Raw genomic sequence first — 25,034 nt, forward strand, 5'->3', positions numbered from 1 at the left:
CTTGAGGTATGGAGAGGTGAGGCATTTGTTTGGAGACAATACATGACCAATCCTTGAGATGCTTATTTTTCAGCATTTTGGGTTTTTCCCCAGCCACGTGTTTCGTTGAATCACCCTTATTTTCGCCTGGTTTAATTGACTTTATACTACCCAGTCGTAAAAAACCTACACCTGTCAGGGGCGGGCACGGGGGTGCCGCCCCTACAGAAATTACATAACTCATTCAGACTCGCTATATGCTGTCCGGTTGATTACTCCATAAAGTGTCGGGTAGATGTTTTTTATCGTACTAAGTTGATAACGACAGACGGCGGTTCATTTAGTAGTAACGGACTCCTCGACCCAGGGAGAGCAAGTCGATACATTACTTTAGGATTGTTGAACTAAAGGGGAATGCCCTTATTGATCAACTGTCTGAACTTTTGATTCAGTTAACTTGATTCAGTCCAACTGTGGTTAATAGACCTAACAACACCTTTACCGTTATGAGTGATTTCATCGTCGCCTTCCGTTATGAGCGATCGCGATCACCCTTTCGGAAAATATTCAGGGCAACGTCTACGACAAACTCTTTTGCCGCTGATGATTTCGCACTCTAATTGAGGGTATCCTCCACCTCGACACATTGAAACCAATTGTTCTGGCGTTGTCACAGATGACTTTTGAGCGATTATGAAAACTCCACCTAGGAGTAAGGCTGTTGAAGATAGCAAGGCAATTTTACGATTCGTTTTCATGAGAGTTCCTCTGTTTTTGTTAGTTTTTATGACAGCCTAATTAACGTGACGGTTAATTTATTAGGCTTTCATTTCCCGCTTCATGTTTATATATTTGCCGATCGCAACTCGATATGATAACTGGGTAAGTTCTGGAGTTTATTATCACTCTATGGATAGATCGACATACAAAAAACAGGAAAAGTTCAGGATTCCAAATTACATTTAAAGCAAAAAGTCTGGAAAAGTCAGGTGCAGCGACCCAATTGATTCGCCCGTTAATTCGTGATATAACTAAAGGTATTCATCTTGCCGCTCTAAGCCATGAATGCTGAAACAGAACTGTCTTGGGAACAAACCCAAAACCTGGTTAATACACTGGTATTAAAACATACTGGAAGACACCTCAGTGATGTTGAGATCGAGGTGCTTCGAGGCGCGTGGGAAGGTAAAAGTTATGGAAAGATTGCCGAACAGTTATTTCTGACTGAGAACTACATCAGTGGAGATGTGGGATATCGCTTGTGGAAAAAACTGTCAGCAGCATTAGGCGAAGAAGTGACGAAGAAGAGCTTCCGGCAGGCACTCAAGAGGGCATGGCAAAACCCGACTGCTGCTAAAACTTCATCAACACTAATATCGAATTGTGCGATCGCCCTAGAATTTCCAGAAGGACCTTTAGGACTGGATTCTCCTTTTTATGTCGAACGTCCTCCGATCGAGTCCGACTGTTACAAGGAGATTTTGAAGCCCGGTTCTCTGATTCGCATCAGAGGACCTAGAAAAATGGGGAAAACCTCCTTACTCAATCGAGTGTTGGCTTATGCGACTCAACAAAATTATCAAGTTGTTCGCATGAACCTGCGAAAAGCTGAAAAAACAGTCTTTACAAGCTTAAATAAATTTTTACGATGGTTTTGTTTGAATGTGAGCCGACAACTGAACCTAGAACCAAAGCTTGATGACTACTGGGATGAAGAAATTGGTAGTAAGGTAAGCTGTACTGGATACTTTGAAACCCATTTATTAGAACAGTTAGAGACGGATTTAGTCCTCAGCTTAGACGAAATTGATACTCTTTTTAACTATCCCGATATTGCTGAAGATTTTTTAGCTTTGCTGCGAGAATGGCATGAAGAAGCCACACTCCAAGAAAGTTGGCGGAAACTTCGATTAGTCATCGCTCACTCAACAGAAGTATATATCTCCTTAAATATCCATCAATCTCCATTTAATGTTGGGCTACCCCTGAGATTGCCGCCATTTAATCAACAGCAAGTCCAGACGCTAGCTCAGTTACATGGCTTAACTTGGACTGTTGAAACGACCCAACCGTTAACGGCGATGATTGGAGGGCATCCCTATCTGATTCGACTGGCCCTGTATCACCTTGGTCGTCAGGATATGACACTTCAGCAATTGCTGCAAGATGCTCCAACCCATGCTGGAGTTTATAGCGACCATTTGCGGTGTTGCTTAGGCAATTTAAAACAGCAACCAGAATTAGCATTCGCCTTGAAACAGGTCGTGACTGCACAAAGCCCTATTCAGTTAGAATCCGTAACTGTCTATCAATTGGATAGCATGGGAATCGTGCATCTTAATGGCAACCAAGTAACACCTAGTTGCGAGCTATATCGTCAGTATTTCAGCACCAATCTTGCTTGAGGGTTGAATCTTTTAATACGAATAAAAGAATGAATACAACCTACAACGAAAATTATGAATACAAAGTTGGGGGAAGCTTACCGCCAAATGCACTCTGTTATGTAACGCGACAGGCCGATCGGGAATTATTGGAGGCATTGGCAGCGGGTGAATTCTGCTATGTATTTAACTCTCGGCAGATGGGGAAGTCGAGCTTAAAAGCAAGAACTATGCAACTGCTAGAGGCAAAAAAAATTGCTTGCGCGGCAGTGGATGTGACGAAATTGGGGTCAAAGCAGGTAACGGCAGATCAGTGGTATAAAGGTTTAGTCGTGGAATTGGTTAGAGCTTTCAAGCTTTCAGGAACGTTCGATCTAAAGACTTGGAGAAACGAACAAGCGGAACTTTCTGCAATCCAACAACTCAGCCTGTTTATTGAAGATGTTCTATTGGTTAAAGTTGCGAGTACGAGAGTCTGTATCTTTTTAGAAGAAATTGATAACGTCAAGAGCTTAAATTTTTCAACCGACGATCTATTTGCTTTGATTCGCGCTTGTTACGAGCAACGATCGCACAATCCCATCTATAATCGCTTGACCTTTTGTCTGTTGGGAGTCGCCACACCATGCGACTTGATGGTTGATAAGCAAAGAACTCCCTTTAATATTGGTCGCTCGATCGATTTGACAGGATTTAAGCTGGCAGAAGCTAAGTCACCCTTAACTCAGGGATTAGTCGGAAAAGTAGAGAATCCATTAGCCGTTTTACAAGAAATTTTGGATTGGACGGGCGGACAACCTTTTCTCACTCAAAAGTTGTGTAAGTTGGTAGCAGAAAAAGCCGAAAATTGCCAGCCTAATATCGAGCAGTTGGTGCAACAACATATTGTTGAGAATTGGGAATCCCACGATACTCCTCCCCATCTCAGGACAATCCGCGATCGCATCCGAGGCAGCGAACAGCGCAGAGGTCGGCTACTTTGGCTTTATCAGCAGATTTTACAATATAACGCGATCTTCGTAGATAACAGTCCCGAACAAATGGAATTACAGCTATCAGGATTGGTTGTCAAACATCAAGGCAAACTTAGCGTTTACAACCGCATTTATCAATCGGTTTTTAACAAGGCTTGGATTGAGCAGGAATTAGCCTCTGTACGCCCTGATTTTTATTCGGTAGCGTTAGCAGGTTGGCTTACATCCAACTGTCAGGAGGAATCTTGGTTGTTACGGGGACAGACGTTACAAAAAGCGCAGCAGTGGGTTGCCGATAAAAGCTTAAGCGACAATGATTACCGCTTCTTAGATGCAAGTCGGGAATTAGAGCAACGAGACATTCAAAAGCGGTTGAACGCAGAAACAGAAGCATCCTGGATTTTGGCAGAAGCTAATCAAGTCTTAACCGAAGCCAACCAAACCCTGAATCAGGCAAACCTAAAAGCCCACCGACGAATTCGGCTCGGTTTAGTGATACTCGTTGCATCTCTGAGTGTGGCAATATTTGCCGGAACTTGGGCAAGTCTGATGGTCAGAGATACTCAACTGGAGAGGATCAAATCTCTCAGCATTTCTTCAACGGCGTTATTGAACTCAAACAAAGAACTTGATGCTTTGTTAGCTGCATTAAAATCAGCAACTCAATTAAAATCAGCGAATTTGGCAGATATGAATACTAAAAAATCAGTCAAATTAGCATTGCAGCGGTCGAGTTTCATTAGAGAAAGGAATCGCCTAGAAGGACACAATGATGCTGTGAGAAGCGTCAGCTTTAGTCCCGATAATCAAATGATTGCGACTGCTAGCGAAGATAATACGGTCAGGCTTTGGAGCATTGATGGGCGAGAAATTAAACGACTATCGGGACAGAATCAGTCTTTTATGCGCGTGAAATTCAGCCCCGATGGCAAGATGATTGTTGCTGTCAGTGCCGACCACACAATCAAAGCTTGGGATATTAATGGGCAAGAAGTCTTCACAGTGAAGGGAAAAGACAAGGCAGATAGTTTTATTAGCAGTCTCTGTATTAGTCCTGATAGTAAAGCGATCGCTGCTCCTGAAGGAAATAATGTCAAACTTTGGAGTACAACCGGACGAGAACTCAAAACGCTTAAAGGACATGAAATTTCGGTTTGGAGCATCAGTTGTAGCCCCGATGGTAAAACCATTGTCACAGCCGATCAATCCGGTGTTGTCAAACTCTGGAACATGGATGGACGAGAACTCAAAACCTTTAGAGCAAGCCAGTTATCGATTTTCGATGTCAGCTTTAGCCCGGATGGTCAATCCATTGCTACTGCCGCTGGGGACACTAAGATTAAATTATGGAATTTAGACGGAAAAGAAATCAGAACGATCGGTAAACATGACAACTATGTTATCAGCGTTAGTTTTAGTCCAGATGGTAAAACGATCGCTTCTAGCAGTGCTGATAAAACCGTTAAACTATGGAACACTACTGGACAACTTCTGAAAACCTTTAGAGGGCCTGATGATGCCGTCTTTAGCAGCAGTTTTAGCCCAGATGGTAAGTTCATTGCCGCTGCTGTACAAGACAACACGGTTAAGTTATGGGCTGTTGACGATCGACAAAAACTGCATACTTTTGTTGGACATAATGATTCTCTTTGGAGCGTTCGGTTTAGCCCGAATGGCAAAATCATTGCTTCGGCTGGAGATGATAAAACGATTAGACTTTGGAGCACTGAGGGTCAAGCACTTCAAACGATTGAGGCAAATAGCGACAAGGCTTGGAATCGGATCTGGGGCTTGAGCTTTAGCCCGGATGGGAACACAATTGCCGCAAGTAATTACGATACAACGATTAAAATGTGGAAGCTCAAGGGTCAAAGTCTTAGAACCTTTAAAGAACACAGCAGTCAAGTCACTGACGTAAGTTTTAGCCCTGATGGTCAAACTCTTGCTAGTGCTAGTTACGATGGAACAATCAAGCTGTTGCAGATAAATACTCAAGAATCGAAAACTCTCAAGGCTTTGGCAGGCAAGGTTTGGAGTGTTGGGTTCAGTCCAGATGGCAAAACACTTGCCTCTGCTCATCAAGACGGCACAATAAAACTGTGGAATCTTCAAGGTCAGCTACTCAAAACAATCAGAGGACATGGTAGCTACGTGATGACCAGTGTTCGGTTTAGCCCAGATGGTCAGAGTATTGCTTCTAGTAGTTCTGATAAAACCATTAAGCTTTGGAGTTTAGACGGTGAGGAACTCAAAACGCTGAAGGGTCATACTGCTGGAGTTACCAGACTTAGCTTCAGCCCTGGCGGTAAAATTCTTGCTTCTGCAAGCGCGGATGGTACAATCCGGCTTTGGAACCTAACGGCTGGTGAAGAGATTAGAACGATCGAAGGACATGGCTATTCTTACTGGGATGTCAGTTTCAGCCCCGATGGCAAACAAATTGCTTCTGTAAGTGATGATGCCTTGGTTGAACTCTGGAATGCTGAAACGTTGAACTTCGAGGAACTCATCGATCGCGGCTGCAATTGGTTGCATGATTATTTGAAGAACAACGTCAGTGTCAACGAGGCAGATAGACGGATCTGCGATGGAGTTTTCTGACTTTTTGGTTTTAGATAAAAAAGTGATAATACACGTAGTTGGTATCGGTTTAGATGGAGCTTCTGGGCTGAGCGAATCGGCGCGGCAGGTTGTAGAAAGAGCCTCTCTGTTGGTAGGGAGCGATCGACATTTGAGCTATTTTCCACAGCTCTCCTGCGAGCGCTGGGTGCTGGCAGATTTGACCGAAGCAATTCTGGAAATTCGGCGCTGGTGGGCGACTGAACCCGAATTAGAACCCTCTGCGCGGACGGTGGAACCCCGTGATCAACTGATCGTAATTTTAGTGGCCGGCGACCCGCTGTTCTACGGCTGGGGAAAGTTGTTAATTGCCCAATTGCCGGCAGAAAAATTGACTTTTCATCCCCACGTCAGTTCTGTGCAGTTGGCTTTTAACCGCTTGCAAATCCCTTGGCAAGATGCTCATTTTGTTGGCTCTCAAGGACGTTATTTTGAGGAACTGACGGCAAAACTCAAACTCGGTGTCGAGAAAATTGCGGTGCTCGCGGACGAAACTCATACTCCGGCTGCCCTGGCAAGTTTGGTGAAAGCTCTAGATTTGCCGACACGCTACGAGTTTTGGGTTTGCGAAAATTTGGGTTCTGCTGACGAGCGCGTGGGCCCGCGTTCTCTGTCAGCTTTGCTGGGAGAGTCTTTTGCACCGCTGAGCGTGGTTGTGATGCTGCGGGAGTCCCCGCCGAGGGCAGAACCTTTGGATTTGGAAAAGTTGCCTTTGTTGGGAATACCGGATGCAGCTTTTATCGGTTGTGGCGACAAGCCGGGTTTGACGGTTGAACGAGAAGTGCGGGTGTTGGTGCTGGGACAATTGGCTTTGCAACCGGGACAAGTTGTCTGGGATGTGGGTGCTGGTAACGGTTCTGTGTCGATCGAAATTGCTCGTTTATTCCCGCAATCTGAGGTTTATGCGATCGAAAAAACGGTTTTTGGCACTTCTGCGATCGAGTTCAACTACGGCCGTTTTGGGCTGCAAAATGTGTTCTCGATTTACGGAACCGCCCCGGAAATTTTGCACCGCTTGCGTCCTCCTCACCGGATTTTTATTGGCGGTAGTGGGGGAGGGTTGACTAAAATTTTGGGCGTTTGCGCGCTGCGGCTGCTTCCTGGAGGCTCGATCGTGCTGGCTTTGGATGCTTTTGAGGATATTGCTGTTGTTTTGAGCTGGATGGGCGATCGGGTGCGCCGGGAACCGCACTGGAGTTACCGAATCGTGCAAGTGCAGTTATCGCGTTCTGTGGATCGGGGGAATTCAACTCGTTTTGATGCGTTGCGGCCAGTTTCGATTGTGACGATCGATCGACATTTGAATTAATGTCTGATTTTTAACCGCAGATTAATGGCTGTGTTATCTATGTTTTTGTGGTAGTTTTTGTTGTCGCTTTATGGAATCTAATCTTTTTTTTACCGCAGAGGGCGCAGAGAACGCAGAGGAAGAGAGGAAGACAATAGGTAGTTTTAAATGGGTTTGGGGTATTAGGTTTTAATTTGTAATTAAGAACAGTACGGCTGCTGTTGCTAGCAATAACAGAATTCCGGCTGCACCTGCTAGCGGCTTGGCGGCGATTCCTGTAATCCATTCTGGTACGGTAGAAGTAGGTTTAATTGCGCCTTCTGTATCTACGGTAGTTATACCCCAAATCCAAGCTGCGTGAATGCCGATCGCCAATCCTAAACTGCCATTGTCGGCGATGCGGGCTAATGTTAAAACCATCCCCATGAGCCACAATCCGGGCAGTTGCGGTAGAGTTTCTTTGGCGGCCCAAATTAGATGGGCGATCGCAAAAATGAAACTGGCGATCGCTGCTGCGATTAGCACTGAGTAATCTTGCTGGAGGATTGTTTGCAAGCAGCCGCGAAAGATTAACTCTTCTGTGGCGCTAATCCACAGTGCTAATAACAGAGTCAGCAGACTAGCAGTGTTAAAAATTAAAGTCCAAAAATTATTTTTTTTTTCGCCTGTTTCGTTGGAAATTTCGCTGTTTTTTAGCTCGATCCACCCTGCGGTTAATTGCAGACCGAATAAAATTACTAAGCTGATTATTCCTAATCCTAATCCCCGCAGTAATGACATCAAAACTGCGGGTTGCCAATCCCAACCCCAGTTAACAAAAGATGTGTTTTCGATCCAACTTGTCGCCCATAAAATGAAGGGGACAATCACGTAGAGGGAAGCTAGCAAAGGTAGTTTTTTGTTTCCCAGGGGTTGGGGTGGATGCCATTTGAGGGCGATCGCCAGCACAATCGCTGCGGGAAGCCACACCACAATCCAAGTTGAGAAAAACAAGATTATTTTGACAATTGCTGGTATTGACGGCGACAGCAGTCGCAGATTGTTTATGCTATTCCACATTGAAGGGGCTGCAACTATAATACTGTTGGCTGTTGACTGTAATACTGTTGGCTGTTGACTGTTGACTGTTGACTAATAACTAATGACTAATAACTAATGACTACCGACTAATGACTACCGATCGAGCTTGCGCTGAAGTTGCCTCAGAGACTGGTACATTTCGGGCAAGCGGTTGTAGACGGCTGCGGCTTTGAGAAATAGTTTGTGGGGAATTGCTGGAACTCCCGTCACGATCGCACCTGCGGGCACGTCGTTGTGAATTCCGGCTTTAGCAGTGGCGATCGCCCCATCTCCGATTTTAGCTTGATTAGCAATTCCCACTTGACCTGCCAAAATTACATTGTTGCCAATTTTTACCCCGCCGGCCATGCCGACTTGAGCGGCAAGCGCACAATTTTTTCCTACTTGACAGCCATGACCTACGTGTACTAAATTGTCAATTTTTGTATTTTGGCCGATGCGGGTTTCTCCGACAGCGGGTCTGTCGATCGTGCTGTTGCAGCCAACCTCAACGCCCTCTTCTAATACAGTGCAGCCAGACTGCTCCATTTTCACCCATCCTGTGGCTGTCGGCACGAACCCAAAACCTTCGGAACCGATCGCCGCACCGCTGTGAATCACGCAATTTGCCCCGATGCGAGTACGTTCGTGAATGACACAATTAGCGTGTAAAACAGTGCCTTCGCCTATTTCCGCATCTGGGTAAATTACGACATTTGGGTGAATGCAAACGTTGCTGCCAATTTTGACTTTTGCTTGGATAACGACGTGGGGGCCGATATAGACATTTTCACCAATTTCTGCTGAGGGGTGAACGACGGCTGAGGGATGAATTTCGGATGCTGGGCGAAACGGTTGATAGAAAATGGCGATCGTTTCAGCAAACAGCAATCGCGGATCTGCTGCGGCAATCCAAGCAATGTTGCGATCGTCACATTGAGCTTGGAGGTTTTCATCTAAGGGCAAAATTAAAGCCGAAGCATTTGTAGTGGCTGTATGAACGGCAAATTTAGCACCTTCTATGTAACTGATTGTGCCCGATGCAGCTTCATCAACAGGGGCAGCGCCTGTAATATCGGGATCGGTAGCAACCGACGCTGTGAGGGTGCGACTGGTGGCCAAGTTAAGTTTTTGTACTATTTCACTAAACTTCATCTATAAAAATTTGTTGTTAGCACAGATGGATCATAGTTAAAATTACCAGCTTTGGAGCACGATCTGAGCAGTTGCCATTTAAAAAACAAAAACCCCGGTTTCTTGAAGAAATCGGGGTTGTAGCGCTTGATTATTTTTGGCAATTATTGTACAGAAACTGCATCTACGTCAACAGTGCTGCCTTTGGCTTCAGAAGGGCTGCCGGTGGCTTCGGATGCTGAGGCTGTGTCTGTTTGGCGGGATTTAAAGTAGTCGATCGCCATCTGGGAAACTTCGGAAATCAGCAAGACAGCAATTGCCACATCGTCAATTTGTCCGATGACGGGGAGAAAGTCTGGGGCAATGTCGATCGGGCTTACCAAATATGCCAGCGTTCCCAGAATAATCCACCAGCGGTACTTGGGGTTGCGGAGGGTGTCGCGGTACCAGTTGTAAACAGATTGTATAGAAAAGTTCATGGGGTTGTCCTCTACTTATATTTTCAATCTTGACAAATTGTCGCTCGAAATGCTTGTGGAGATATCCCCCCTAGGGTTGGCAAGAGACTTCTACCTGGGAGTATAGGGAATTGGGGAGGGAGAAGTTGTCAAGCTGTGTGGAAAGGGCGGGGACTCTTGACAACGCGCCTACAGAAACCTGACAGATGAAAGCCGATGGAATTAATCTGTGTTTATCTGCGTTTATCTGCGGTTTAAAAAAACATTCATATTGTTGACGGTAGCTTCGGAATCTATTACTTTTATATCGCGATTAAAGCAAGTTACTTAGATTGGGATTTTGCAACCACAGATGTCAGCAGATAAACACAGATGAACACCGATGGGATTTATCTGTGTTTATCTGCTGTTTAAAAAAATCTTCCTATCTCTCACTCACGAATTTTGAAATATCCATTTTTGGTCGCCGATCGCAATTTCGCAGCCATTTGGAAGCCAAAAAGGCTCGTTAGCCGCCAGCCTCTGCCCACCCACAAAAGTGCCGTTGGAACTGCCGCTATCGACAAGCTGATACCGCTGTTTGCCAATTTCGTCATTGGCCCGGCGGATTTGAGCGTGGTAGCGCGAACTTTGCGGATCTTGTAATACTAAAGTGTTGGTTGGTTCGCGTCCAATTGTAAAGGGATTGGCTGTTAGGGCGATCGCCTCTCCAGAAAGTTTGTAGATTAAATATGCGGTTGTTTTGCGATCGCTGCTTGCGAGTACCGTTGGTGCAAGTTGGGGAGGATTTCTCCCAGGAGGGAGACTGTTTTGAGCGAGTTGTTGTGTCAGTTGTTGTAAATCTCGATCGAACCCGGCTGCTGTGTCAGAAGCGGGAAGACTAGCAGGAGAATTACCTGAAATTAAGTTTAACTGCTGTACGGGAGATTGAGGAACAATCGGGCGGCCGGCTTCTGCAATTCTCATTTGCAGGGCGGCGGCATTTTCTGCTTCTTGTCGGGCACTCATTCCCTCAACTTGGCGAATAACTCCGTTGGTTTCGGGAAAGCTGACATCGCCAATTCGCACGTCTTCTAAGTTAAAACCTAGAGTATAAAAATCTTGGACGCGATCGAGCAAATTTTGGCGCAGCAACAGCCGTCCTTGACTGATAAGCTGTTGTAGGGGTATTTGCCCGATCGCTAATCCCATACAATCCTTAACTGCACTTGCTAAAACAGCGAGAGGATCGGACAATTCCAAAGCTACTCGTTTCGGATCTATAACTTGATAAATAACCGTCAGAGTAGCATCAATTAAAAACCGATCCTTAGACAAAAAATCTCCGTGCGACTGCACGTCCAAATTGCGGAGTTTGGTGTCTACGAGGACAATTTGAGACTGTTCCAGCAGGGGAAGGGCAAAGCTGAAATGTCGCCCGGATTTTAGGGTACGCACGACTCGGCCGTTTTTGACCAACAGACCCGTGTAACCCGCCCCTATAAAGTCCATACTAAACCCGGCCCAGCGTTCTGGAGTTATCGTTTGAATCAGGGGAGAAGCGTTGTTCATGGGAGGGAGTTGAGGGAGGGGAGATTCTATTTTTAGGGTAACAAATTGCTGGGGGCGAGCGATCGGGCGGTGTGCCGGTTTCGCAACCTCTATTCTATACTTCTAGACTCCCCTCGATTCAGGCCGGACTGGATCTAGTTGGCATCTAGTTGATGGTGAGGGCGATCGAAATACTGTCCGTAGGGTGCGTCTGATCGTTCAAACCTGTTGAAATCGAAAGAATTAATGTCTAACGCACCCTACAATTTCCTGTAACTGTGACTATTTGTGCTAATATTAAAGAGCTTAAAAATTACCAATTAATAGCCTTTAACTATAATGTCTAAGGAATCCGTCATCACAGAACATATCGAAATTACGCCTGGGGTACTTGGTGGTAAGCCACGCATTGCTGGCCATCGAATTGCTGTAGCACACATCGCCGAAATGTATCTGAAAATGGGAATTTCTATAGAAGAAATTGCCGGCAAGTATGACTTACCACTTGCCTCAGTTCATGCTGCAATGACCTATTATTACGATCGTAGAGAAGAAATCGATCGTCGCACGGCTGAAAGTCGAGCTATTGTGGAAAAATTAAAGCGCAACAGTCCACCATCTCCCTTACAAGAAAAATTGAGGGCAATTAGAGGTGAGTGAGCAAATTCCTTTTCATTTAGACGAACATATTGACTCTAACATTATGCGCGGTTTGCGTCGTTACGGGATAGATGTGACGACAACAGTTGATGCGGGGTTGCGTACTAAAAGCGATGAATCACACCTAGCGTTTATTCGCGAACAGCAGCGCGTGATAGTAACTCACGATGATGATTTTATAATTATGGCAAGTGATACCAGCGATTATCCGGGAATTGTCTATTGTCCTCCTAATTCTAGTTCTATTGGCGAGATTATCCGTAGTTTGATTTTAATTTATGAAGTCTATACACCTGAAGAAATGATCGGGAGGATTGAATATATTTGACATTATTGTAACGCGATCGCACTTTCGGAAAATAAGGGCGATCGCACTTTAAGATTGAGGAGGGGAGAGGGGCGATCGCAATGCTGGAAAAAAAGATCGATTCCCTGTAAGGTACAATAATAACCAGAAGTAAATAAGTTTCTGAATAGAGAGTATGAATCTTGAGCGATCGCAACAAAGAATTCGAGTTTTGATGTCACGGTTTGTTGAGCAGGTTAGGAGTGCAACAGCCATGCAAAAAACAGACATTAATAAACTTGCTCAAACTATATTAATTCCTCTCCTTGCTGAAGTTTATGGCTATCAAAATCTGAAGGATTTGGATTTTACAGAAGGTAGTAATTACCCCAGCGTTGATTTAGGTGATGAAACTGCAAGAGTGGCTTTTCAAATTACATCCACGCGTGGTATTGAAAAAGTCAAACATACATTAACCGAGTTTGTTGAACACAAACTTTACGAAAAATACGATCGGATAATTATTTATATAATCACAGACAGACAAAAAGACTACTCCGATACAGAAATTAACAAAATAATTCAGGGTAAGTTGAGTTTTGATGTTAAAAACGATATTTGGGATTATCGGAATATCCTTGGAGAGGTTGCTAAATTCCCAATTGAGAAAGCCCGGGAAGTTGAAAAACTTTTAGAGGCAAACTTTGGTGAAGAAAGAAAAGAACCTGACTGGGAAGTAGTTGATAAAGTTGAGCAAATCATCAACGAATCCACTGAGTTGTTTGTAGGAGGTTCAGAAAAATTCCAAAAACTAGACAATTTTTTAGCTGATAACTCTAGGGGTGTAATGCTCGTGACGGCTGGTGCTGGTTTTGGTAAAACATCACTTTTGGCTAACTGGGTAGATCGGGAACGGCAAGGTAACAGATGTTTTATTGCCTATCATTTCTTCAGCCAACAATATGATAAAACCCGCTCTGTTAAGAGTGCTTATTGGAATTTATTACGACAAATTTATATATATTACGAACTCTACCATGAGCAACTACCAAACGAACAAGAGGAGTTAAGGAACAGGCTATACAACATATTAAAAGAGCGTGGCGCCCGGCAAGATAAGCCCTTAGTCATTGTTATAGATGCCTTAGATGAAATCGACGCAGCCGCAATGCCCTTCTCGCTACCATTTCTCACTCCTCTGCCTCAGAATGTATTTGTTATTGTGTCAGCGAGAGCAGAACCCGAGGAAGAGCCAAAATATCTAGAAAACTGGACAGAAAAATCGCAAAACTTGCACCTTAAGTATTTGCCAAGAGAAGCGATCGCAGACTGGTTACGAGAAACGGGTGACGGTGAGTTAGCAGTATTTGCCGAAGATACAAATTTCGTTACCCAATTAGATGAAATTACTCAAGGCTTTCCACTTTACCTGAGTTATCTAATTGATGAGTTGAGTCATGCAGTAAAACAAGGAATCGATCTGCACTCCATTTTAGCGCGAACTCCCAAGGGCTTTTCTCTCTATGTAAAGCAGCAGTTTCAACAACTGGCAAATGTAGCACAGATCAGGCAACAACCAGAAGTCAAGGAATTGTTCGCCTTGCTGTCAGTAGCATTGGGTGTGCTATCAGAAGATGATATTCAAGAGTTAACCAATCTAGATGAATGGGGCTTGCCAGCTTTACCTAGGCAGGTCACTCGCTGGTTCAGTGTTCAAAAAGGTTTCTACAGCTTCGCTCACCCATTACTAGCGAAGGAGTTTCAAAGTGTGTTGAAGCGTCAGTCTTCCTCAGCAATGGAAAATTTAATCAAATACTGTGCTAGGTGGCAGAAACACTCCAGTCCTTATGCTTTGCGGCATTATGCAGAACATTTAAGCGAGGCGAAGCAGTGGGAGGCGTTGTATGTGATCGCTCGTAACAAAGACTTTGCGGTTACTCAAGAAGAACGCTTGCCTGATGAGCCTGATTTACCCTTGAAGACGGTGCAGACTGCATTGTTGGGTGCTGCTGAAACAGATAATGCGACTGGAATGGCAGAATTTATGCTGTTACACGCACGGCGACTGTTGCAAACAACAGCGCAAGATTCACCTCTAGATGCTTTGCAGAAAGGTAGTTTAGAACGAGCGTGGAAACTGACAGATTTGTATGAAATTGAACCCAGTGTAGTGTGGTATTTATTGTTAGCATGGGAATTGAAAGATACAGGCCAATTGGAGGAAGCCAGGGAAACATTGAAGCGGTTGCAGCAAAAGGAATTGCCTCGTTTGCCAATAAATAGGACTGTTGATGGGCAATGTGATTATGCAAGTTATGCCGCTTATCTCCTCGCGTATATTTTTGAAGTGAATGAGGAAACCTGTATTGCTTTGCATCAAAAACTTTTTGAATATAATACTCGCTGCCAACTTTACCAAGTTCTCATCGATCGCGAGCGCTTTCAAGATGCCCTGAAAATTGCAGAAGTGACTATTGTTGAACTCAAGCAGGTGTTGCCACTATCAAATATATTAAAAGCGCAATTAAAGAAAGAAAATAGTCAAGGAGCCAGAGCTATCTTTTTCAAAATCAGAGCTATCTTTGTCAAAACCTTGGAAATTACAAGAAAAACTTTTCCAAGTATGGCATGGATATGGTGGATGGGTGATTTAGCAAAAGCCCAAATAGAAATGGGAGAGAAGCAGGAGGCAATAACCATCTTTGCTCAAGCTATTGAAAATATTGAAGATAGTCACCAAATTGAAAATCTAAAGCCTCCAACTTGGCTCTGGATTGAAATAGCAAATATACAAGCAGATTTAGGATTGTTTTCCGATGCCCGCGAAACTCTGCAACGAATTGATTTCACAAGTGATTTAGAAGATTCCTTGATATCTTTGGCTGAGGTACAAGCAAAACTAGGGGACAAAGAGCAAGCACAAATTTTATTGAACCAAGCGAAACAACTAGCTCAAAATATTGAATCCAAAAGCAACCAGGTATATGATTTATCTAATATAGCTAGTACGCAAGCTAAGATTGGAGATTTGGCAAAAGCGCTTGAAATGATTGAAGAAAATATTGCAAGTCTTAGCCTTATAGATCGAGAAGGGCTTTTGCTGGAAATAGTCAAGAAGGAAGAGTGCGATCATAGAGAATTTACTGCTGTTCTGGAAACCGCAAATAGAATTTATGAAAAACTTGAAAGTTCTTACCATCGAGAACAGCTTCTCAAGATAATTGTGGCAATACAGGCAAGACAAGCCCAGAAATTTAAAAAAGATTTTACAGCCGCTATGACAACAACAAATAAGATTAAAGAGCCACACTGTGAGTCTCAGGCTCTGTTGATAATAGTAAACGCGCAAGTCGAGCTTAAGTGGTTTAACCAAGCCCTTGAGACTGCCCAAATAATTAAAATTAAAGAAGATAAAGAAAAAGCGCTGCTAGGAATCTTGCAAGAACAGGCATTAGCAGGACAAGTTGAGGATGCGTTGACAATTTATAGTCAAATTCAAGAACGAAGTAAACAACAGGATGCTTTGGTAGCAATCGCCAAAGCCTACGCCAAAGCAAAAAACTTTAGTGATGCTATAAAGATTGCTAACCAACTTTTCAATCCACACAAAGAGGTTGAACTCCTAAAATCAATAGCTACAATACAGTCCCAAGCTTGTCTAGCTAAAGAAGCACGAGATACCTTGGCAATGGGACTCAAAGTTTCATTTAGTTCGGAACGTTCCTACGATCATATTTTTGCTTTAATAAATATCGCAGCCTTACTAATGGAGACTCATCAAAACGAGAAAGGTCTAGCTTATGTTAAAAATATAGATGAATTTTCTAATAATATTAATAATAATTGGAAAGAGAAAGTAAATGTTCTAGCAGTATTAGGTGAGCTTTACGCTAAAGCCGATCGCAGAAACGAGGCCAAAGACATTTTCAATCGAGCGCTTGAAATTGTGCAGAAGGTTGAAAAGCCAATTTCGCCAAGTCATATCGATTTGTTTATTGTCGGAATGTTTACAAAAATAGGGATAGCTCAGGCAAGATCAGGGGAGTTTGAAGCTGCCTTAGAGACAGTACAAAAAATTAAACTTATGCAGGAGAAAGCCTTAGTGCTGAAAACGTTGGCACAGGCACATCCAAATGCAGAACAGAGGGAGATATTAAAGACAGCTCTAACGACTCTTTATGAAGATGCTCTCAGTTCTGTTGATTTGGGATTTGACCATTCAGTCACAATTATGAGTTCCATAGCAGTAGCTCGAAAGGAACTAGGAGAAAGGGAAGAAGCATTAGCTATTTTTGCTGAGGCTTGTGAGAGAGTAAAACAGGAGAAAATCAAGGTAATAAAGACCAATCCAGACTCGCTTCTATCAACAGTAGCAGTAGCCGAAGCAGAGGCAGGAGAGATTACTCTTGCTTTGGAGAATGCAGCCAAGATTGAAGGTGCATTTGAGCAAGTAAAAACACTCTCGAAGATAGCATCGTTTCAGTGGAAAAAAGGAGATAAAGAGGGACTGTCAGCAACGCTTGATGCAGCTTTCAATGTTCAAGAAAAAATTACAGATAAACAAAAGCAAGGGCAAGCACTTTCGCTGATTGCCCAGATACAGGCAATAGCAGGACAAGTTGAACAGGCAATGTGTACAGCAGAACAAATTTTGAATAACCGCAATCAGCTATTGTGCCACATTGCTGCTATTCTTGCTCAGCTAAATGATAAAGAGAGCTTCAAAAAAAAGAAACTATTGATTCCCTGTGCTTACTCCTTGAAAACTGCTTATCAGATGTGCGGGCTTTTAGCGAGGCTGTATCCTGAGAAGGCAGAAACAATAGCAAAAGTGGTGAGTGGTTTGAATTGATGGGTTGGGTGGCTGGGCGCGATCGCCCCTCAACAAACCAATCTAACTGAAGGGCGATCGCCTACAATAGAATCAACACCCCTCATCTCAAACACCATGCAAATTGTTTTGCCTCGTGAAGTCGAAGCCCTCGTGCAGCGCCAACTCACCAGCGGCAAATACAACAGCGCGATCGACGTTATCCTTGCAGCCATTAAACTACTCGAACAACAGCAAGATATTTATCAAGGACGACTGCAAGAACTCCAACGAGACGCACAGATTGGCCAGCAAGCATCCCAACGCGGTGAAGTCGTAGACGGTGCAACCGCAATGGCACAAATTCGAGCTAATTTGCGTAGGCGTAGCCAGCCGTAGGCATCGCGCTACAGTTCAAAAGAAACATGAGTCCAAAATTTCGCCTCACTCAACCCGCAATCCAAGACATCGAGCAAATTGCAGACTACATCGCTAGTCGATCGGGACTAGATCGAGCCGATCGCTTTTTAAGCAATCTTGACGCTAAATTCGCCAAAATTGCTCAATTTCCCAATATTGGACGACAAAGACACGAAATTTTACCATAGCTTCGCAGCCTCTCCATACACAACTATCTCATCCTCTATATGCCGATCGGACAGGATGTAGAGATTTTTCGAGTAGTCAGTGGTTATCGAGATTTATCATCCCTGTTCACCGATGCTGATGATTGAATTTAACTAAACAACGATCGCCCTTTCCTTCACCTGACCAAAAAAGCCGCACACTCAACATGAGAAGTCTGAGGAAAGAAATCCGCCGGCTGCACTCGCGCTAACTTATAATCCCCATTTTCGCACAAAATCTTCAGGTCGCGAGCCAAAGTAGCAGGCTTGCAGCTAACATAAACAATGCGATTTGGTTTGATTTCCTTGATAGCTTCCAAAACCGCGCGATCGCACCCTTTCCTCGGCGGATCTAGCAGCACAATATCCGGTGTCAATCCCAAGGAAGGCAGCAAACTCTCTACAGTTCCGGCCTGAAACTCGACATTTCTCACGTCATTTAACTCAGCATTTAATCTGGCTTGTTCGATCGCCGTCGGTTGCACTTCTAAACCTATCGCTATTTTTACTTGTTTTGCCAGGGGTAAAGTAAAAGTCCCAATTCCGCAGAAAGCGTCAACCAAAATCTCGTTTCCCTGCAAATTCAATTCCCCTACCATCACCTCTAACAACGCTTCAGCAGCCTCTGTATTAACCTGAAAAAAAGTATCGGCCCTTAGCTGAAATTTCAAACCAGCAAAGCTTTCTCGCAGATAAGAACGACCCGCAATGCAACGAGTTTCGGCACCAAAAATCACATTAGTTTGAGCGGGATTTATATTCAAACAAACCCCTGCAAGTTGAGGATATTGTTTCAGCCACTCTGATGCTTGCTCTTCGAGTCCCGGCAAGTCTCCAGTGCGAACTATTAAAGTTAGCAGCATCTCCCCGGTGCGCCGTCCGATTCGCAAGGACAAGTGACGCAATTCTCCTGTATGTTTCTTTTCGTCGTAGACTGGCCAATCGCGCCAGTGGATGTCTTCTTTGACTTCCTTTAACAAAGGATTGAGGCGCGGATCTTGCACAGGACACTGATTGAGATTGACTAATTTGTGGGTGCTTTTTTGATAGTAACCTGCTTGGACTTGACCTGTTGCAGATATTGCCACGGGATAAGTCGCTTTGTTGCGGTATCCCAAAAATTGGGGAAATCCCTCGATTTTTCCCGTTAAAATTTCATCCACTTGGGGATTGCTAAATCCGCCAATCCGTTCTAAGGCTTGAATGATTTGATTTTGCTTGGCTGCAAGCTGATATGGATAATCTACGTGCTGCCACTGACAGCCACCGCACTTGTCAGCGACAATGCAGTTAGCTCGAATGCGGTGTTCTGAGGCTTCCAGAAGTGTGTCCAGCTTGCCTGTAGCATAGGTGGATTTGACTTGCACGAGGCGGACAAGGACTCGATCGCCCGTCACGGTATCGGGCACAAACACTACTAACTCACCAAAACGACCAACTCCGTCGCCGGTGTCTGTCAAGTCGGTAATCTCTATCTCAATCAGTTGACCTTGCTGGCAAGGGTTTGCCAATTTCGTCGAGTTTGGGGTGGGGAATTTAGATTTGGTCACAAGTAGTCATGGTAGGATTTAATATGGTAATGCAATATCGCTCTCTCTTTCCTGAGATAAGTCGTAGCGAAGCGGGGCTCCATCCATCGCACTCAAGCTCAATAGCAGGCTGTATTCCTGCTGCTGAACGTCTTGCTGCTAAAGCCAAGCTTCAACCTGCAAGTCAAGCCTGCCGTGAGTTGCCTCGATCGATCCTGTGCGATATGCTGTTGGGGCGAGGTAGCAAAAACTCGTTAAACAGTCAAAGTGTCTGCCGACATCAAAACTCTCACTCGCAGTTTTTGAGTTTTTCCCGCAGTAGCCTGGAACACAGGGAAACTGGCTTGAACATCAAGCATAACGTTTGCGGAGATTTACCCGCTACTTCTAATGTTGATAAATGTTAGAAGCAAAGTAAATCGCCCAATCCAGAATCTCATCTTTAAGGGATGAGAATGTCAATTAATCTTACTCTCAAATATCCTCAATTTTTTTGAATAACAATGAGCGTAGTTAGCCAACTAATTCTCCAAGCCGACGACGAACTTCGCTATCCCAGTACCGGCGAACTTCAAAGCATCAAAGATTTTTTTAAAACCGGAGAACAGCGGGTGCGTATTGCTACTGCGCTGTCTGACAGTGAGAAAAAAATTGTTGAAGAAGCTAGCAAAAAACTCTGGAAAAAACGCCCTGACTTTATCTCCCCCGGAGGTAATGCTTACGGCCAACGCGAACGGGCTTTGTGTCTGCGCGACTACGGCTGGTACTTGCGCCTGATTACCTACGGTATCTTGGCGGGTGACAAGGAGCCGATCGAAAGCATCGGCTTGATTGGCGTTCGGGAAATGTATAATTCTCTCGGCGTTCCTGTTCCTGGCATGGTCGAAGCTATCCGCTGTTTGAAGGAAGCTTCTTTGGCTTTGCTCAATCAGGATGATGCTAAGGAAGCAGCTCCTTATTTTGATTATATCGCTCAGGCAATGTCTTAATTGCTTTGGTGATTGCTTTCATGAATGTGGCGGAGCATTCGCGGGTGATTTTTGGGGTGATTTTATCTCGCAATTGCTCGCAAATGTTTCGCTTCTGTTTTTTGGCAAGGAAATCTCCCTCATTTCTGCTAGGAAGCAATCCAGTTTAAGCTTTCCCAGATGTTGAGTTCGTCTTGTCTTTCTATGCACATTTGATTTAAAAAGTCAAGTGTTTTTGGGAGAGATTGTTTTTTGAATTTCCGGCTGTCGTACAGAATGGATGTTTTGAGCTGCGAGAGTTCTCCAAGGGTGGGGCAGGTTTGGATGTGATGGGCGATCGCATTTTGCCATTCTTCCAGCCTGCGGTAGCTGACAAACAGGCCGCCTCTATCCCGATGGTGGACGAAAACCACGTAAGCCCAGGATTCGACTCGCTTAATCAGGTTTTGGCTGATTTTGAGCAGTTGGGCGATCGACCTGACGGTGATGCGGAGCTTTTTCGAGGGTTGGATGCGGCGAAATAGTGCTGTCATGGCTGTATACTCAGGGCTTGAGAGGCAAGTTCGGTTTAGAGTCAATTACATATTACTATATCAGACTCTTATTGCACAAGTGCAATAAAATTAATTTAAACTTCTTCAGCTCAGATGTTGCTCGTGCAACCCTCAATCATTGATGCTGTGCTAGTTTGAGAGTTAACGTAGGTGGGAAAAATGTCAGGACTCTCTAACAAAGCTGTGGTAGACAAAGAGCAGGAATTGCGTCCCGTTCGCTTCACTGAAACGGGGCGGATGCGTTTGGGGAAGATTTTAAAAGCAGCAAGACAGACAACAGGCTGGTCTGTCAGCGAAACAGAGTTCAAAACCAAGGGATATGAAGAGGCGCTGTTTACAGCTACACATCAACCCGTACCCAAAGATGTGGGTATCAGTGCCGCAACAGTCAACCGTTACGAACGCGGGAAGCTGGATAATTTGGATTGGCGATCGCTCTCTCTGTTATGCTTTGTCCTCAAGCCGATCGATCCGGTGACTGGGGAAGCCCTGGAACCGACAAATGCGCTTTATATCGCCTGCGAACATCCGCCGTACAATGACGCGAAGCTTTACGAGTAGTTGGTTGCTGATATCTGAACTGATGCAACCAAATTCTTGAGATGGGGAGTTTTGAACCGCAGATATTAGCGGATGAACGCGGATGTCTTTTTATCTGTGTTTATCTGCGGTGATTGATTACTCAGCGCCCTTTTCCTTTTGTTTAGCAATTAAAGCTTTCGCTTGCTGCCACAGAGATTCTAACTCTTCAGGGGCATAATCTGACAAAGGTCGATCGCACGCAGCCTCCACCTTCGCAAACCGCTGTACGAAGCGATCGTTTGTTCCTTGCAAAGCAGCCGACGGATCTAAATCGTACCAGCGAGCTAATTGAATCAACACAAACATAATATCTCCCAATTCTGACTGCTGCGCTGCCTTATCCTCGTGTTTGAGAGCGTGTTCAAATTCTGCCATTTCTTCGTGAAATTTATCCCAAACGCCCTCTACACTGTCCCAATCAAAACTCACTTCCGCAGCTTTTTGAGAGATTTTCATCCCGGCGGTGATCGGCGGCAAAGTGCTGGCATAACGGCTCATTTTTGAGGCTAAAGTTGGCGGCTTTTCCGCAGTTGTGCCTTTTTCTGCAGCTTTGATTTTTTCCCAGTTTTCGTTGACTTCATCGACGCTGTTGAGTTCGACATCGCCAAAGACGTGGGGATGTCGCCGAATTAGTTTTTCTGTGATGCCCGCAGCGATTTCGGCGAAGGTAAACTGATTCGATTCGCTGGCAATTTGTGCTTGCAGAATTACCTGTAACAGTAAGTCGCCCAATTCTTCGACGATCGCATCTTTATCTCCTTTGCGAATCGCGTCGGCGGTTTCATAAGCTTCTTCGATGATGTGAGGAATTAGAGTTTCGGGAGTTTGGGCTAAATCCCAAGGACATCCGCCGTCTGGCGATCGCAATTTAGCTACAACTTCTATAAGTTCTTCGAGTGCTGTGAGCGATCGACTGTGGGAATTAGACATCGGAATTTACCTTTTAGATTTGCTGGAAGTGCGGCGGGGAGGTTGGCGTTTGCGCCTCTTAATTGTGCCAGGAGGCCGCAACCCGCTCAATCCTTTTTTTTTGAATCTTTTGTAAGCCGAGCCTCCCCAATCGCTCAGATAGTGGCTCATAGCCCCCAATTCTAGACCGATGTAAACGGCTAAAATTTCGATGTGGTGTTCCCAAATCGATCGCCCGTAATTCAAAACCACATCCTGCCAATTCCCGCCTAAGTTCCCGACTTTTTCGGCAATTGCCAATCCCACGATTCCCAGAACCGCGATCCAGATAGCGAGGTACAAGATTCGCAAAGCAGTGCCGATCAGAGGGCCGTGAGACAAAAAAGAGCGGTGGCGCAGGCTTTTTTGGTACGGGAGCCAAATCGGTTTAAACCATCCCCAGCGCTGATACTGGCAGGAGTAGATATCCAAGTCGGGGCCAAACATCAGCCCGCCGAATAAGAAACTTCCGGAAACGAGCAAAGTCAGGTTGCTGCTCTGAGTCTGGCCAAAGGTGAGGGCTGCCACCAGGGGCAAACTCCACATGGTTATTTGATCGTGGGTGCGGCCAGAGGGCATTTAAAGTTTATGATTTTTTTTACTTGATCTTTCTGAGTTACTGTGATATGATAAATCCTTGTGAGTGCAATTGGGTGATTAGCTCAGTGGTAGAGCGCCTGCTTTACACGCAGGATGCCGTAGGTTCAAATCCTACATTACCCATCCGATAACTCAATATCAACAGTTTCAGCCGTTTTTAGCCGTCAAGCCGAGAACGGCTGTTGCTGTTGAGGGTTGAGTGTTGAATTTGGTGACTAAATTTAACATTCTGTGGCGGATGTCTCAAAAGTTGGCATTCAATGCTAGAAAATTAATTTATTGATTTTCTTTTTTAGAACCGTGTATATGAAGCCTAAAATAACTAGCCCGATCGCTTGGCAGCAAGCTGAACTGCTCATGCAGCCAGCGATGATCCGAGTGCTCGACAACATCCGCAAACAATTAGAGGAGTCAGTTTGGACGGGCACTTATCAAGAAGTGCAGATTCCCATTCCTGGCTATCAACTACTTTTAGAGCTTCAAGGCGAGCAAAGATGTATCGATATTTGGGAACTTTGCTATCGAGTCTGCTTTGTCAACTACCAGCCCGCCCACACTCAAATCCAAAGCCAAGAAGTTGTAATTGATACTAGCTTGATTGATGATGAGACTGGCGATGTAGATTGGAATCGTCTTGATGCTAAAGCCAGCCAATTAATCCAAGAAATATTCGCTAATTTGGACAAATAGTCAGTTGTTAGTTGTCAGTGGTGAGCTTTCGGGCCAACAGCGAACAGTCAACAGTCATCAGTCAACAGTCATCAGTCAACACTCATCAGTCAACAGTTAACAGTCAACAAAATCTTATGATTCAGGAATTGCACGACATTCAAGCAGCGGCTGGTGCTACTTTTGCAGAGTTAACAACCAAAGAAATTGTGCCAGTCAGTTTTGGTAACGACGCAGAAGCGATCGCAGCAACGAAACAAGGTGCCGCTTTGTACGATCGCACTCACTGGGGACGCATTCAAATCTCAGACAGCGATCGCCTGCGGTTCTTGCACAATCAAAGTACCAATAACTTTAATATACTCAAACCAGGTCAAGGTTGCGACACCGTTTTCGTCACATCCACCGCCCGGACGATCGATCTCGCCACCGCTTACGCTACAGAAGATGCCGTACTGCTGCTAGTTTCCGCCAACCGCCGCTGCCAACTACTGGAATTGCTCGATCGCTATATTTTCCCAATGGATCGCGTCGAGTTAACAGATTTAACCGATACAACAGTTGCTTTCAGTTTCCTCGGCCCGGAAAGCACTCAACTACTAGAAAAAATCGGAGTTACCGAACTCGAAAATCAACCTTACGCTACTCACAAATTGATAAATTTTGCAGGTATGGAAGTCCGAGTTGCCGTGGGTAGCGGTTTAGCAACTCCCGGATACACGTTAATTGCGCCCGCAAGCGGTGCAGCCAACTTGTGGCAGGAATTAGTCAAAGCTGGGGCCGTACCGATGGGCGATCGAGTTTGGGAACAACTGCGAATTGAACAAGGACGCCCCGCACCCGATTTTGAACTCACAGACGATTACAACCCCCTAGAAGCCCGCCTTTTACACACGATTACCTATGACAAAGGCTGCTACATCGGTCAAGAAACAATTGCCCGGTTGAACACCTACAAAGGAGTCAAACAGCAACTTTGGGGCGTGCAGTTGAGCGGTGCGGTTGAACCCGGAACAGCAGTCACAATCGGAGAGGAAAAAGTCGGCAACCTCACCAGTTTTACGGAAACTGAATCCGGCTTTTTTGGTCTTGCTTACATCCGTACAAAAGCGGGCGGCGAAGGACTGAAAGTGCAGGTAGGAGAAATGACCGGGGAAGTAGTAAACGTGCCTTTTTTAAGTTGGTAAGCTTGTGTTTGTAGTGATGACTTTATTATTCCTCATAATTTTATGAGGATTGAATTCCTCACTACGAACCTATAGGGCCTACTCTACTGGACATCATAAGCTAGATCAGTATTTAACCCACATTCCGCAGATATTCTATCTGATTTAATTTTAAAAAAATTCAGAATTGTCAAAACCTCAAATGATTGCT

At 44.7% G+C, this 25,034-nt stretch carries 23 protein-coding genes and 1 tRNA gene; 14 read left to right on the plus strand and 10 right to left on the minus strand.

Features of this window, described 5'->3' with window-relative positions; genetic code table 11:
- Nucleotides 1-223, minus strand: a 223-nt coding sequence (locus QUA83_RS25305; protein ID WP_333296673.1) for a hypothetical protein, incomplete at its 3' end; no start/stop codon positions are given.
- Nucleotides 224-1,040: 817 nt separating this feature from the next.
- Between QUA83_RS25305 and QUA83_RS25310 the strand changes: the two genes are divergently transcribed.
- From QUA83_RS25310 to cbiE, 3 genes are read left to right on the plus strand one after another with little or no spacing between them, the layout of a single operon-like run.
- Nucleotides 1,041-2,384 (plus strand): AAA-like domain-containing protein, encoded by a 1,344-nt coding sequence (locus QUA83_RS25310; protein WP_333296675.1) that lies wholly within the window; start codon nucleotides 1,041-1,043, stop codon nucleotides 2,382-2,384.
- Nucleotides 2,385-2,413: 29 nt separating this feature from the next.
- On the plus strand, nucleotides 2,414-5,938 hold the full coding sequence (locus QUA83_RS25315) for a WD40 domain-containing protein (protein ID WP_333296676.1): 3,525 nt from the start codon (nucleotides 2,414-2,416) through the stop codon (nucleotides 5,936-5,938).
- Between the two features lie 22 nt (nucleotides 5,939-5,960).
- Entirely contained in the window at nucleotides 5,961-7,265 is a 1,305-nt protein-coding gene (cbiE, locus tag QUA83_RS25320; RefSeq protein ID WP_333296677.1) for a precorrin-6y C5,15-methyltransferase (decarboxylating) subunit CbiE, read from the plus strand.
- A gap of 168 nt (nucleotides 7,266-7,433) precedes the next feature.
- Here the strand turns inward: cbiE and QUA83_RS25325 are convergent, their stop codons facing one another.
- The 4 genes from QUA83_RS25325 to QUA83_RS25340 all read right to left on the minus strand — a co-directional run bounded on the left by QUA83_RS25325 (nucleotide 7,434) and on the right by QUA83_RS25340 (nucleotide 11,446).
- A complete protein-coding gene (locus QUA83_RS25325) occupies nucleotides 7,434-8,303 on the minus strand; it encodes a CPBP family glutamic-type intramembrane protease (protein WP_333296678.1) in 870 nt (289 codons plus the stop codon).
- Nucleotides 8,304-8,417: 114 nt separating this feature from the next.
- Complete coding sequence (lpxD, locus tag QUA83_RS25330; protein ID WP_333296679.1) at nucleotides 8,418-9,458, minus strand: UDP-3-O-(3-hydroxymyristoyl)glucosamine N-acyltransferase; 1,041 nt, start codon at nucleotides 9,456-9,458, stop codon at nucleotides 8,418-8,420.
- Between the two features lie 143 nt (nucleotides 9,459-9,601).
- Nucleotides 9,602-9,916 (minus strand): YkvA family protein, encoded by a 315-nt coding sequence (locus tag QUA83_RS25335; RefSeq protein ID WP_333296680.1) that lies wholly within the window; start codon nucleotides 9,914-9,916, stop codon nucleotides 9,602-9,604.
- A gap of 414 nt (nucleotides 9,917-10,330) precedes the next feature.
- The gene (locus QUA83_RS25340; protein ID WP_333296681.1) at nucleotides 10,331-11,446 is read right to left on the minus strand and encodes an SPFH domain-containing protein; all 1,116 of its coding nucleotides are present in this window, start codon (nucleotides 11,444-11,446) and stop codon (nucleotides 10,331-10,333) included.
- A gap of 318 nt (nucleotides 11,447-11,764) precedes the next feature.
- Here QUA83_RS25340 and QUA83_RS25345 point away from each other — a divergent pair, with 318 nt between their 5' ends.
- Both QUA83_RS25345 and QUA83_RS25350 read left to right on the plus strand, forming a co-directional pair.
- Nucleotides 11,765-12,085 carry a DUF433 domain-containing protein gene (locus QUA83_RS25345; protein ID WP_333296682.1) on the plus strand — a complete coding sequence of 107 codons (321 nt, stop codon included), beginning with the start codon at nucleotides 11,765-11,767 and terminating at the stop codon, nucleotides 12,083-12,085.
- Nucleotides 12,078-12,413 carry a DUF5615 family PIN-like protein gene (locus QUA83_RS25350; protein ID WP_333296683.1) on the plus strand — a complete coding sequence of 112 codons (336 nt, stop codon included), beginning with the start codon at nucleotides 12,078-12,080 and terminating at the stop codon, nucleotides 12,411-12,413. The genes QUA83_RS25345 and QUA83_RS25350 overlap by 8 nt, the downstream gene beginning before the upstream one ends.
- A gap of 2 nt (nucleotides 12,414-12,415) precedes the next feature.
- Here the strand turns inward: QUA83_RS25350 and QUA83_RS25355 are convergent, their stop codons facing one another.
- Complete coding sequence (locus QUA83_RS25355) at nucleotides 12,416-12,613, minus strand: hypothetical protein (RefSeq protein ID WP_190732057.1); 198 nt, start codon at nucleotides 12,611-12,613, stop codon at nucleotides 12,416-12,418.
- Between the two features lie 32 nt (nucleotides 12,614-12,645).
- Here QUA83_RS25355 and QUA83_RS25360 point away from each other — a divergent pair, with 32 nt between their 5' ends.
- From QUA83_RS25360 to QUA83_RS25370, 3 genes are all read left to right on the plus strand, one after another.
- Nucleotides 12,646-17,223, plus strand: coding sequence for an SMEK domain-containing protein (locus QUA83_RS25360; RefSeq protein ID WP_333296685.1), 4,578 nt, complete (start codon nucleotides 12,646-12,648; stop codon nucleotides 17,221-17,223).
- Nucleotides 17,224-17,319: 96 nt separating this feature from the next.
- Nucleotides 17,320-17,580, plus strand: a complete 261-nt coding sequence (locus QUA83_RS25365; protein WP_333296686.1) for a type II toxin-antitoxin system ParD family antitoxin — start codon at nucleotides 17,320-17,322, stop codon at nucleotides 17,578-17,580.
- 26 nt (nucleotides 17,581-17,606) lie between these two features.
- A complete protein-coding gene (locus QUA83_RS25370) occupies nucleotides 17,607-17,789 on the plus strand; it encodes a type II toxin-antitoxin system RelE/ParE family toxin (protein WP_333211621.1) in 183 nt (60 codons plus the stop codon).
- A 155-nt stretch (nucleotides 17,790-17,944) separates the two neighbouring features.
- On the opposite strand, the gene rlmD is transcribed toward QUA83_RS25370, so the two are convergent.
- The gene (rlmD, locus tag QUA83_RS25375; protein ID WP_333296688.1) at nucleotides 17,945-19,357 is read right to left on the minus strand and encodes a 23S rRNA (uracil(1939)-C(5))-methyltransferase RlmD; all 1,413 of its coding nucleotides are present in this window, start codon (nucleotides 19,355-19,357) and stop codon (nucleotides 17,945-17,947) included.
- Between the two features lie 8 nt (nucleotides 19,358-19,365).
- On the opposite strand from rlmD, the gene QUA83_RS25380 reads away from it, so the two are divergent.
- The gene (locus QUA83_RS25380) at nucleotides 19,366-19,743 is read left to right on the plus strand and encodes a hypothetical protein (RefSeq protein ID WP_333296689.1); all 378 of its coding nucleotides are present in this window, start codon (nucleotides 19,366-19,368) and stop codon (nucleotides 19,741-19,743) included.
- Nucleotides 19,744-19,839: 96 nt separating this feature from the next.
- Nucleotides 19,840-20,325, plus strand: a complete 486-nt coding sequence (locus tag QUA83_RS25385) for an allophycocyanin subunit alpha-B (protein WP_190746013.1) — start codon at nucleotides 19,840-19,842, stop codon at nucleotides 20,323-20,325.
- A 128-nt stretch (nucleotides 20,326-20,453) separates the two neighbouring features.
- Here the strand turns inward: QUA83_RS25385 and QUA83_RS25390 are convergent, their stop codons facing one another.
- Nucleotides 20,454-20,837, minus strand: a complete 384-nt coding sequence (locus QUA83_RS25390; RefSeq protein ID WP_333296690.1) for a hypothetical protein — start codon at nucleotides 20,835-20,837, stop codon at nucleotides 20,454-20,456.
- Between the two features lie 180 nt (nucleotides 20,838-21,017).
- Between QUA83_RS25390 and QUA83_RS25395 the strand changes: the two genes are divergently transcribed.
- A complete protein-coding gene (locus QUA83_RS25395) occupies nucleotides 21,018-21,419 on the plus strand; it encodes a helix-turn-helix transcriptional regulator (RefSeq protein WP_333296691.1) in 402 nt (133 codons plus the stop codon).
- Nucleotides 21,420-21,536: 117 nt separating this feature from the next.
- On the opposite strand, the gene mazG is transcribed toward QUA83_RS25395, so the two are convergent.
- Both mazG and QUA83_RS25405 read right to left on the minus strand, forming a co-directional pair.
- Complete coding sequence (gene mazG / locus QUA83_RS25400; RefSeq protein WP_333296693.1) at nucleotides 21,537-22,370, minus strand: nucleoside triphosphate pyrophosphohydrolase; 834 nt, start codon at nucleotides 22,368-22,370, stop codon at nucleotides 21,537-21,539.
- A 6-nt stretch (nucleotides 22,371-22,376) separates the two neighbouring features.
- The gene (locus tag QUA83_RS25405; protein WP_333296695.1) at nucleotides 22,377-22,967 is read right to left on the minus strand and encodes a metal-binding protein; all 591 of its coding nucleotides are present in this window, start codon (nucleotides 22,965-22,967) and stop codon (nucleotides 22,377-22,379) included.
- A gap of 72 nt (nucleotides 22,968-23,039) precedes the next feature.
- Between QUA83_RS25405 and QUA83_RS25410 the strand changes: the two genes are divergently transcribed.
- The 3 genes from QUA83_RS25410 to ygfZ all read left to right on the plus strand — a co-directional run bounded on the left by QUA83_RS25410 (nucleotide 23,040) and on the right by ygfZ (nucleotide 24,844).
- Nucleotides 23,040-23,111: transfer RNA gene (locus QUA83_RS25410), tRNA-Val, on the plus strand.
- 183 nt (nucleotides 23,112-23,294) lie between these two features.
- Nucleotides 23,295-23,678: a hypothetical protein gene (locus QUA83_RS25415; protein ID WP_333296697.1), complete on the plus strand. Its 384-nt coding sequence runs from the start codon at nucleotides 23,295-23,297 to the stop codon at nucleotides 23,676-23,678.
- Nucleotides 23,679-23,794: 116 nt separating this feature from the next.
- Nucleotides 23,795-24,844 carry a CAF17-like 4Fe-4S cluster assembly/insertion protein YgfZ gene (ygfZ, locus tag QUA83_RS25420; protein WP_333296699.1) on the plus strand — a complete coding sequence of 350 codons (1,050 nt, stop codon included), beginning with the start codon at nucleotides 23,795-23,797 and terminating at the stop codon, nucleotides 24,842-24,844.
- The last annotated feature ends 190 nt before the right edge of the window (nucleotides 24,845-25,034 follow it).

This window comes from Microcoleus sp. K1-B1, assembly GCF_036704705.1.
Classification (GTDB): domain Bacteria; phylum Cyanobacteriota; class Cyanobacteriia; order Cyanobacteriales; family Microcoleaceae; genus Microcoleus.

Bases quoted from the DNA above. Each gene is read 5' to 3' on its own strand.
- QUA83_RS25365 (WP_333296686.1), top strand. From the start codon at position 17,320: ATGCAAATTGTTTTGCCTCGTGAAGTCGAAGCCCTCGTGCAGCGCCAA.
- QUA83_RS25345 (WP_333296682.1), top strand. From the start codon at position 11,765: ATGTCTAAGGAATCCGTCATCACAGAACATATCGAAATTACGCCTGGG.
- QUA83_RS25390 (WP_333296690.1), bottom strand. From the start codon at position 20,837: ATGACAGCACTATTTCGCCGCATCCAACCCTCGAAAAAGCTCCGCATC.
- QUA83_RS25310 (WP_333296675.1), top strand. From the start codon at position 1,041: ATGAATGCTGAAACAGAACTGTCTTGGGAACAAACCCAAAACCTGGTT.
- QUA83_RS25405 (WP_333296695.1), bottom strand. From the start codon at position 22,967: ATGCCCTCTGGCCGCACCCACGATCAAATAACCATGTGGAGTTTGCCC.
- QUA83_RS25415 (WP_333296697.1), top strand. From the start codon at position 23,295: ATGAAGCCTAAAATAACTAGCCCGATCGCTTGGCAGCAAGCTGAACTG.
- QUA83_RS25335 (WP_333296680.1), bottom strand. From the start codon at position 9,916: ATGAACTTTTCTATACAATCTGTTTACAACTGGTACCGCGACACCCTC.
- mazG (WP_333296693.1), bottom strand. From the start codon at position 22,370: ATGTCTAATTCCCACAGTCGATCGCTCACAGCACTCGAAGAACTTATA.
- lpxD (WP_333296679.1), bottom strand. From the start codon at position 9,458: ATGAAGTTTAGTGAAATAGTACAAAAACTTAACTTGGCCACCAGTCGC.
- QUA83_RS25385 (WP_190746013.1), top strand. From the start codon at position 19,840: ATGAGCGTAGTTAGCCAACTAATTCTCCAAGCCGACGACGAACTTCGC.
- QUA83_RS25395 (WP_333296691.1), top strand. From the start codon at position 21,018: ATGTCAGGACTCTCTAACAAAGCTGTGGTAGACAAAGAGCAGGAATTG.
- QUA83_RS25325 (WP_333296678.1), bottom strand. From the start codon at position 8,303: ATGTGGAATAGCATAAACAATCTGCGACTGCTGTCGCCGTCAATACCA.
- QUA83_RS25360 (WP_333296685.1), top strand. From the start codon at position 12,646: ATGCAAAAAACAGACATTAATAAACTTGCTCAAACTATATTAATTCCT.
- QUA83_RS25315 (WP_333296676.1), top strand. From the start codon at position 2,414: ATGAATACAACCTACAACGAAAATTATGAATACAAAGTTGGGGGAAGC.
- QUA83_RS25380 (WP_333296689.1), top strand. From the start codon at position 19,366: ATGGTAGGATTTAATATGGTAATGCAATATCGCTCTCTCTTTCCTGAG.
- QUA83_RS25340 (WP_333296681.1), bottom strand. From the start codon at position 11,446: ATGAACAACGCTTCTCCCCTGATTCAAACGATAACTCCAGAACGCTGG.
- QUA83_RS25370 (WP_333211621.1), top strand. From the start codon at position 17,607: ATGAGTCCAAAATTTCGCCTCACTCAACCCGCAATCCAAGACATCGAG.
- ygfZ (WP_333296699.1), top strand. From the start codon at position 23,795: ATGATTCAGGAATTGCACGACATTCAAGCAGCGGCTGGTGCTACTTTT.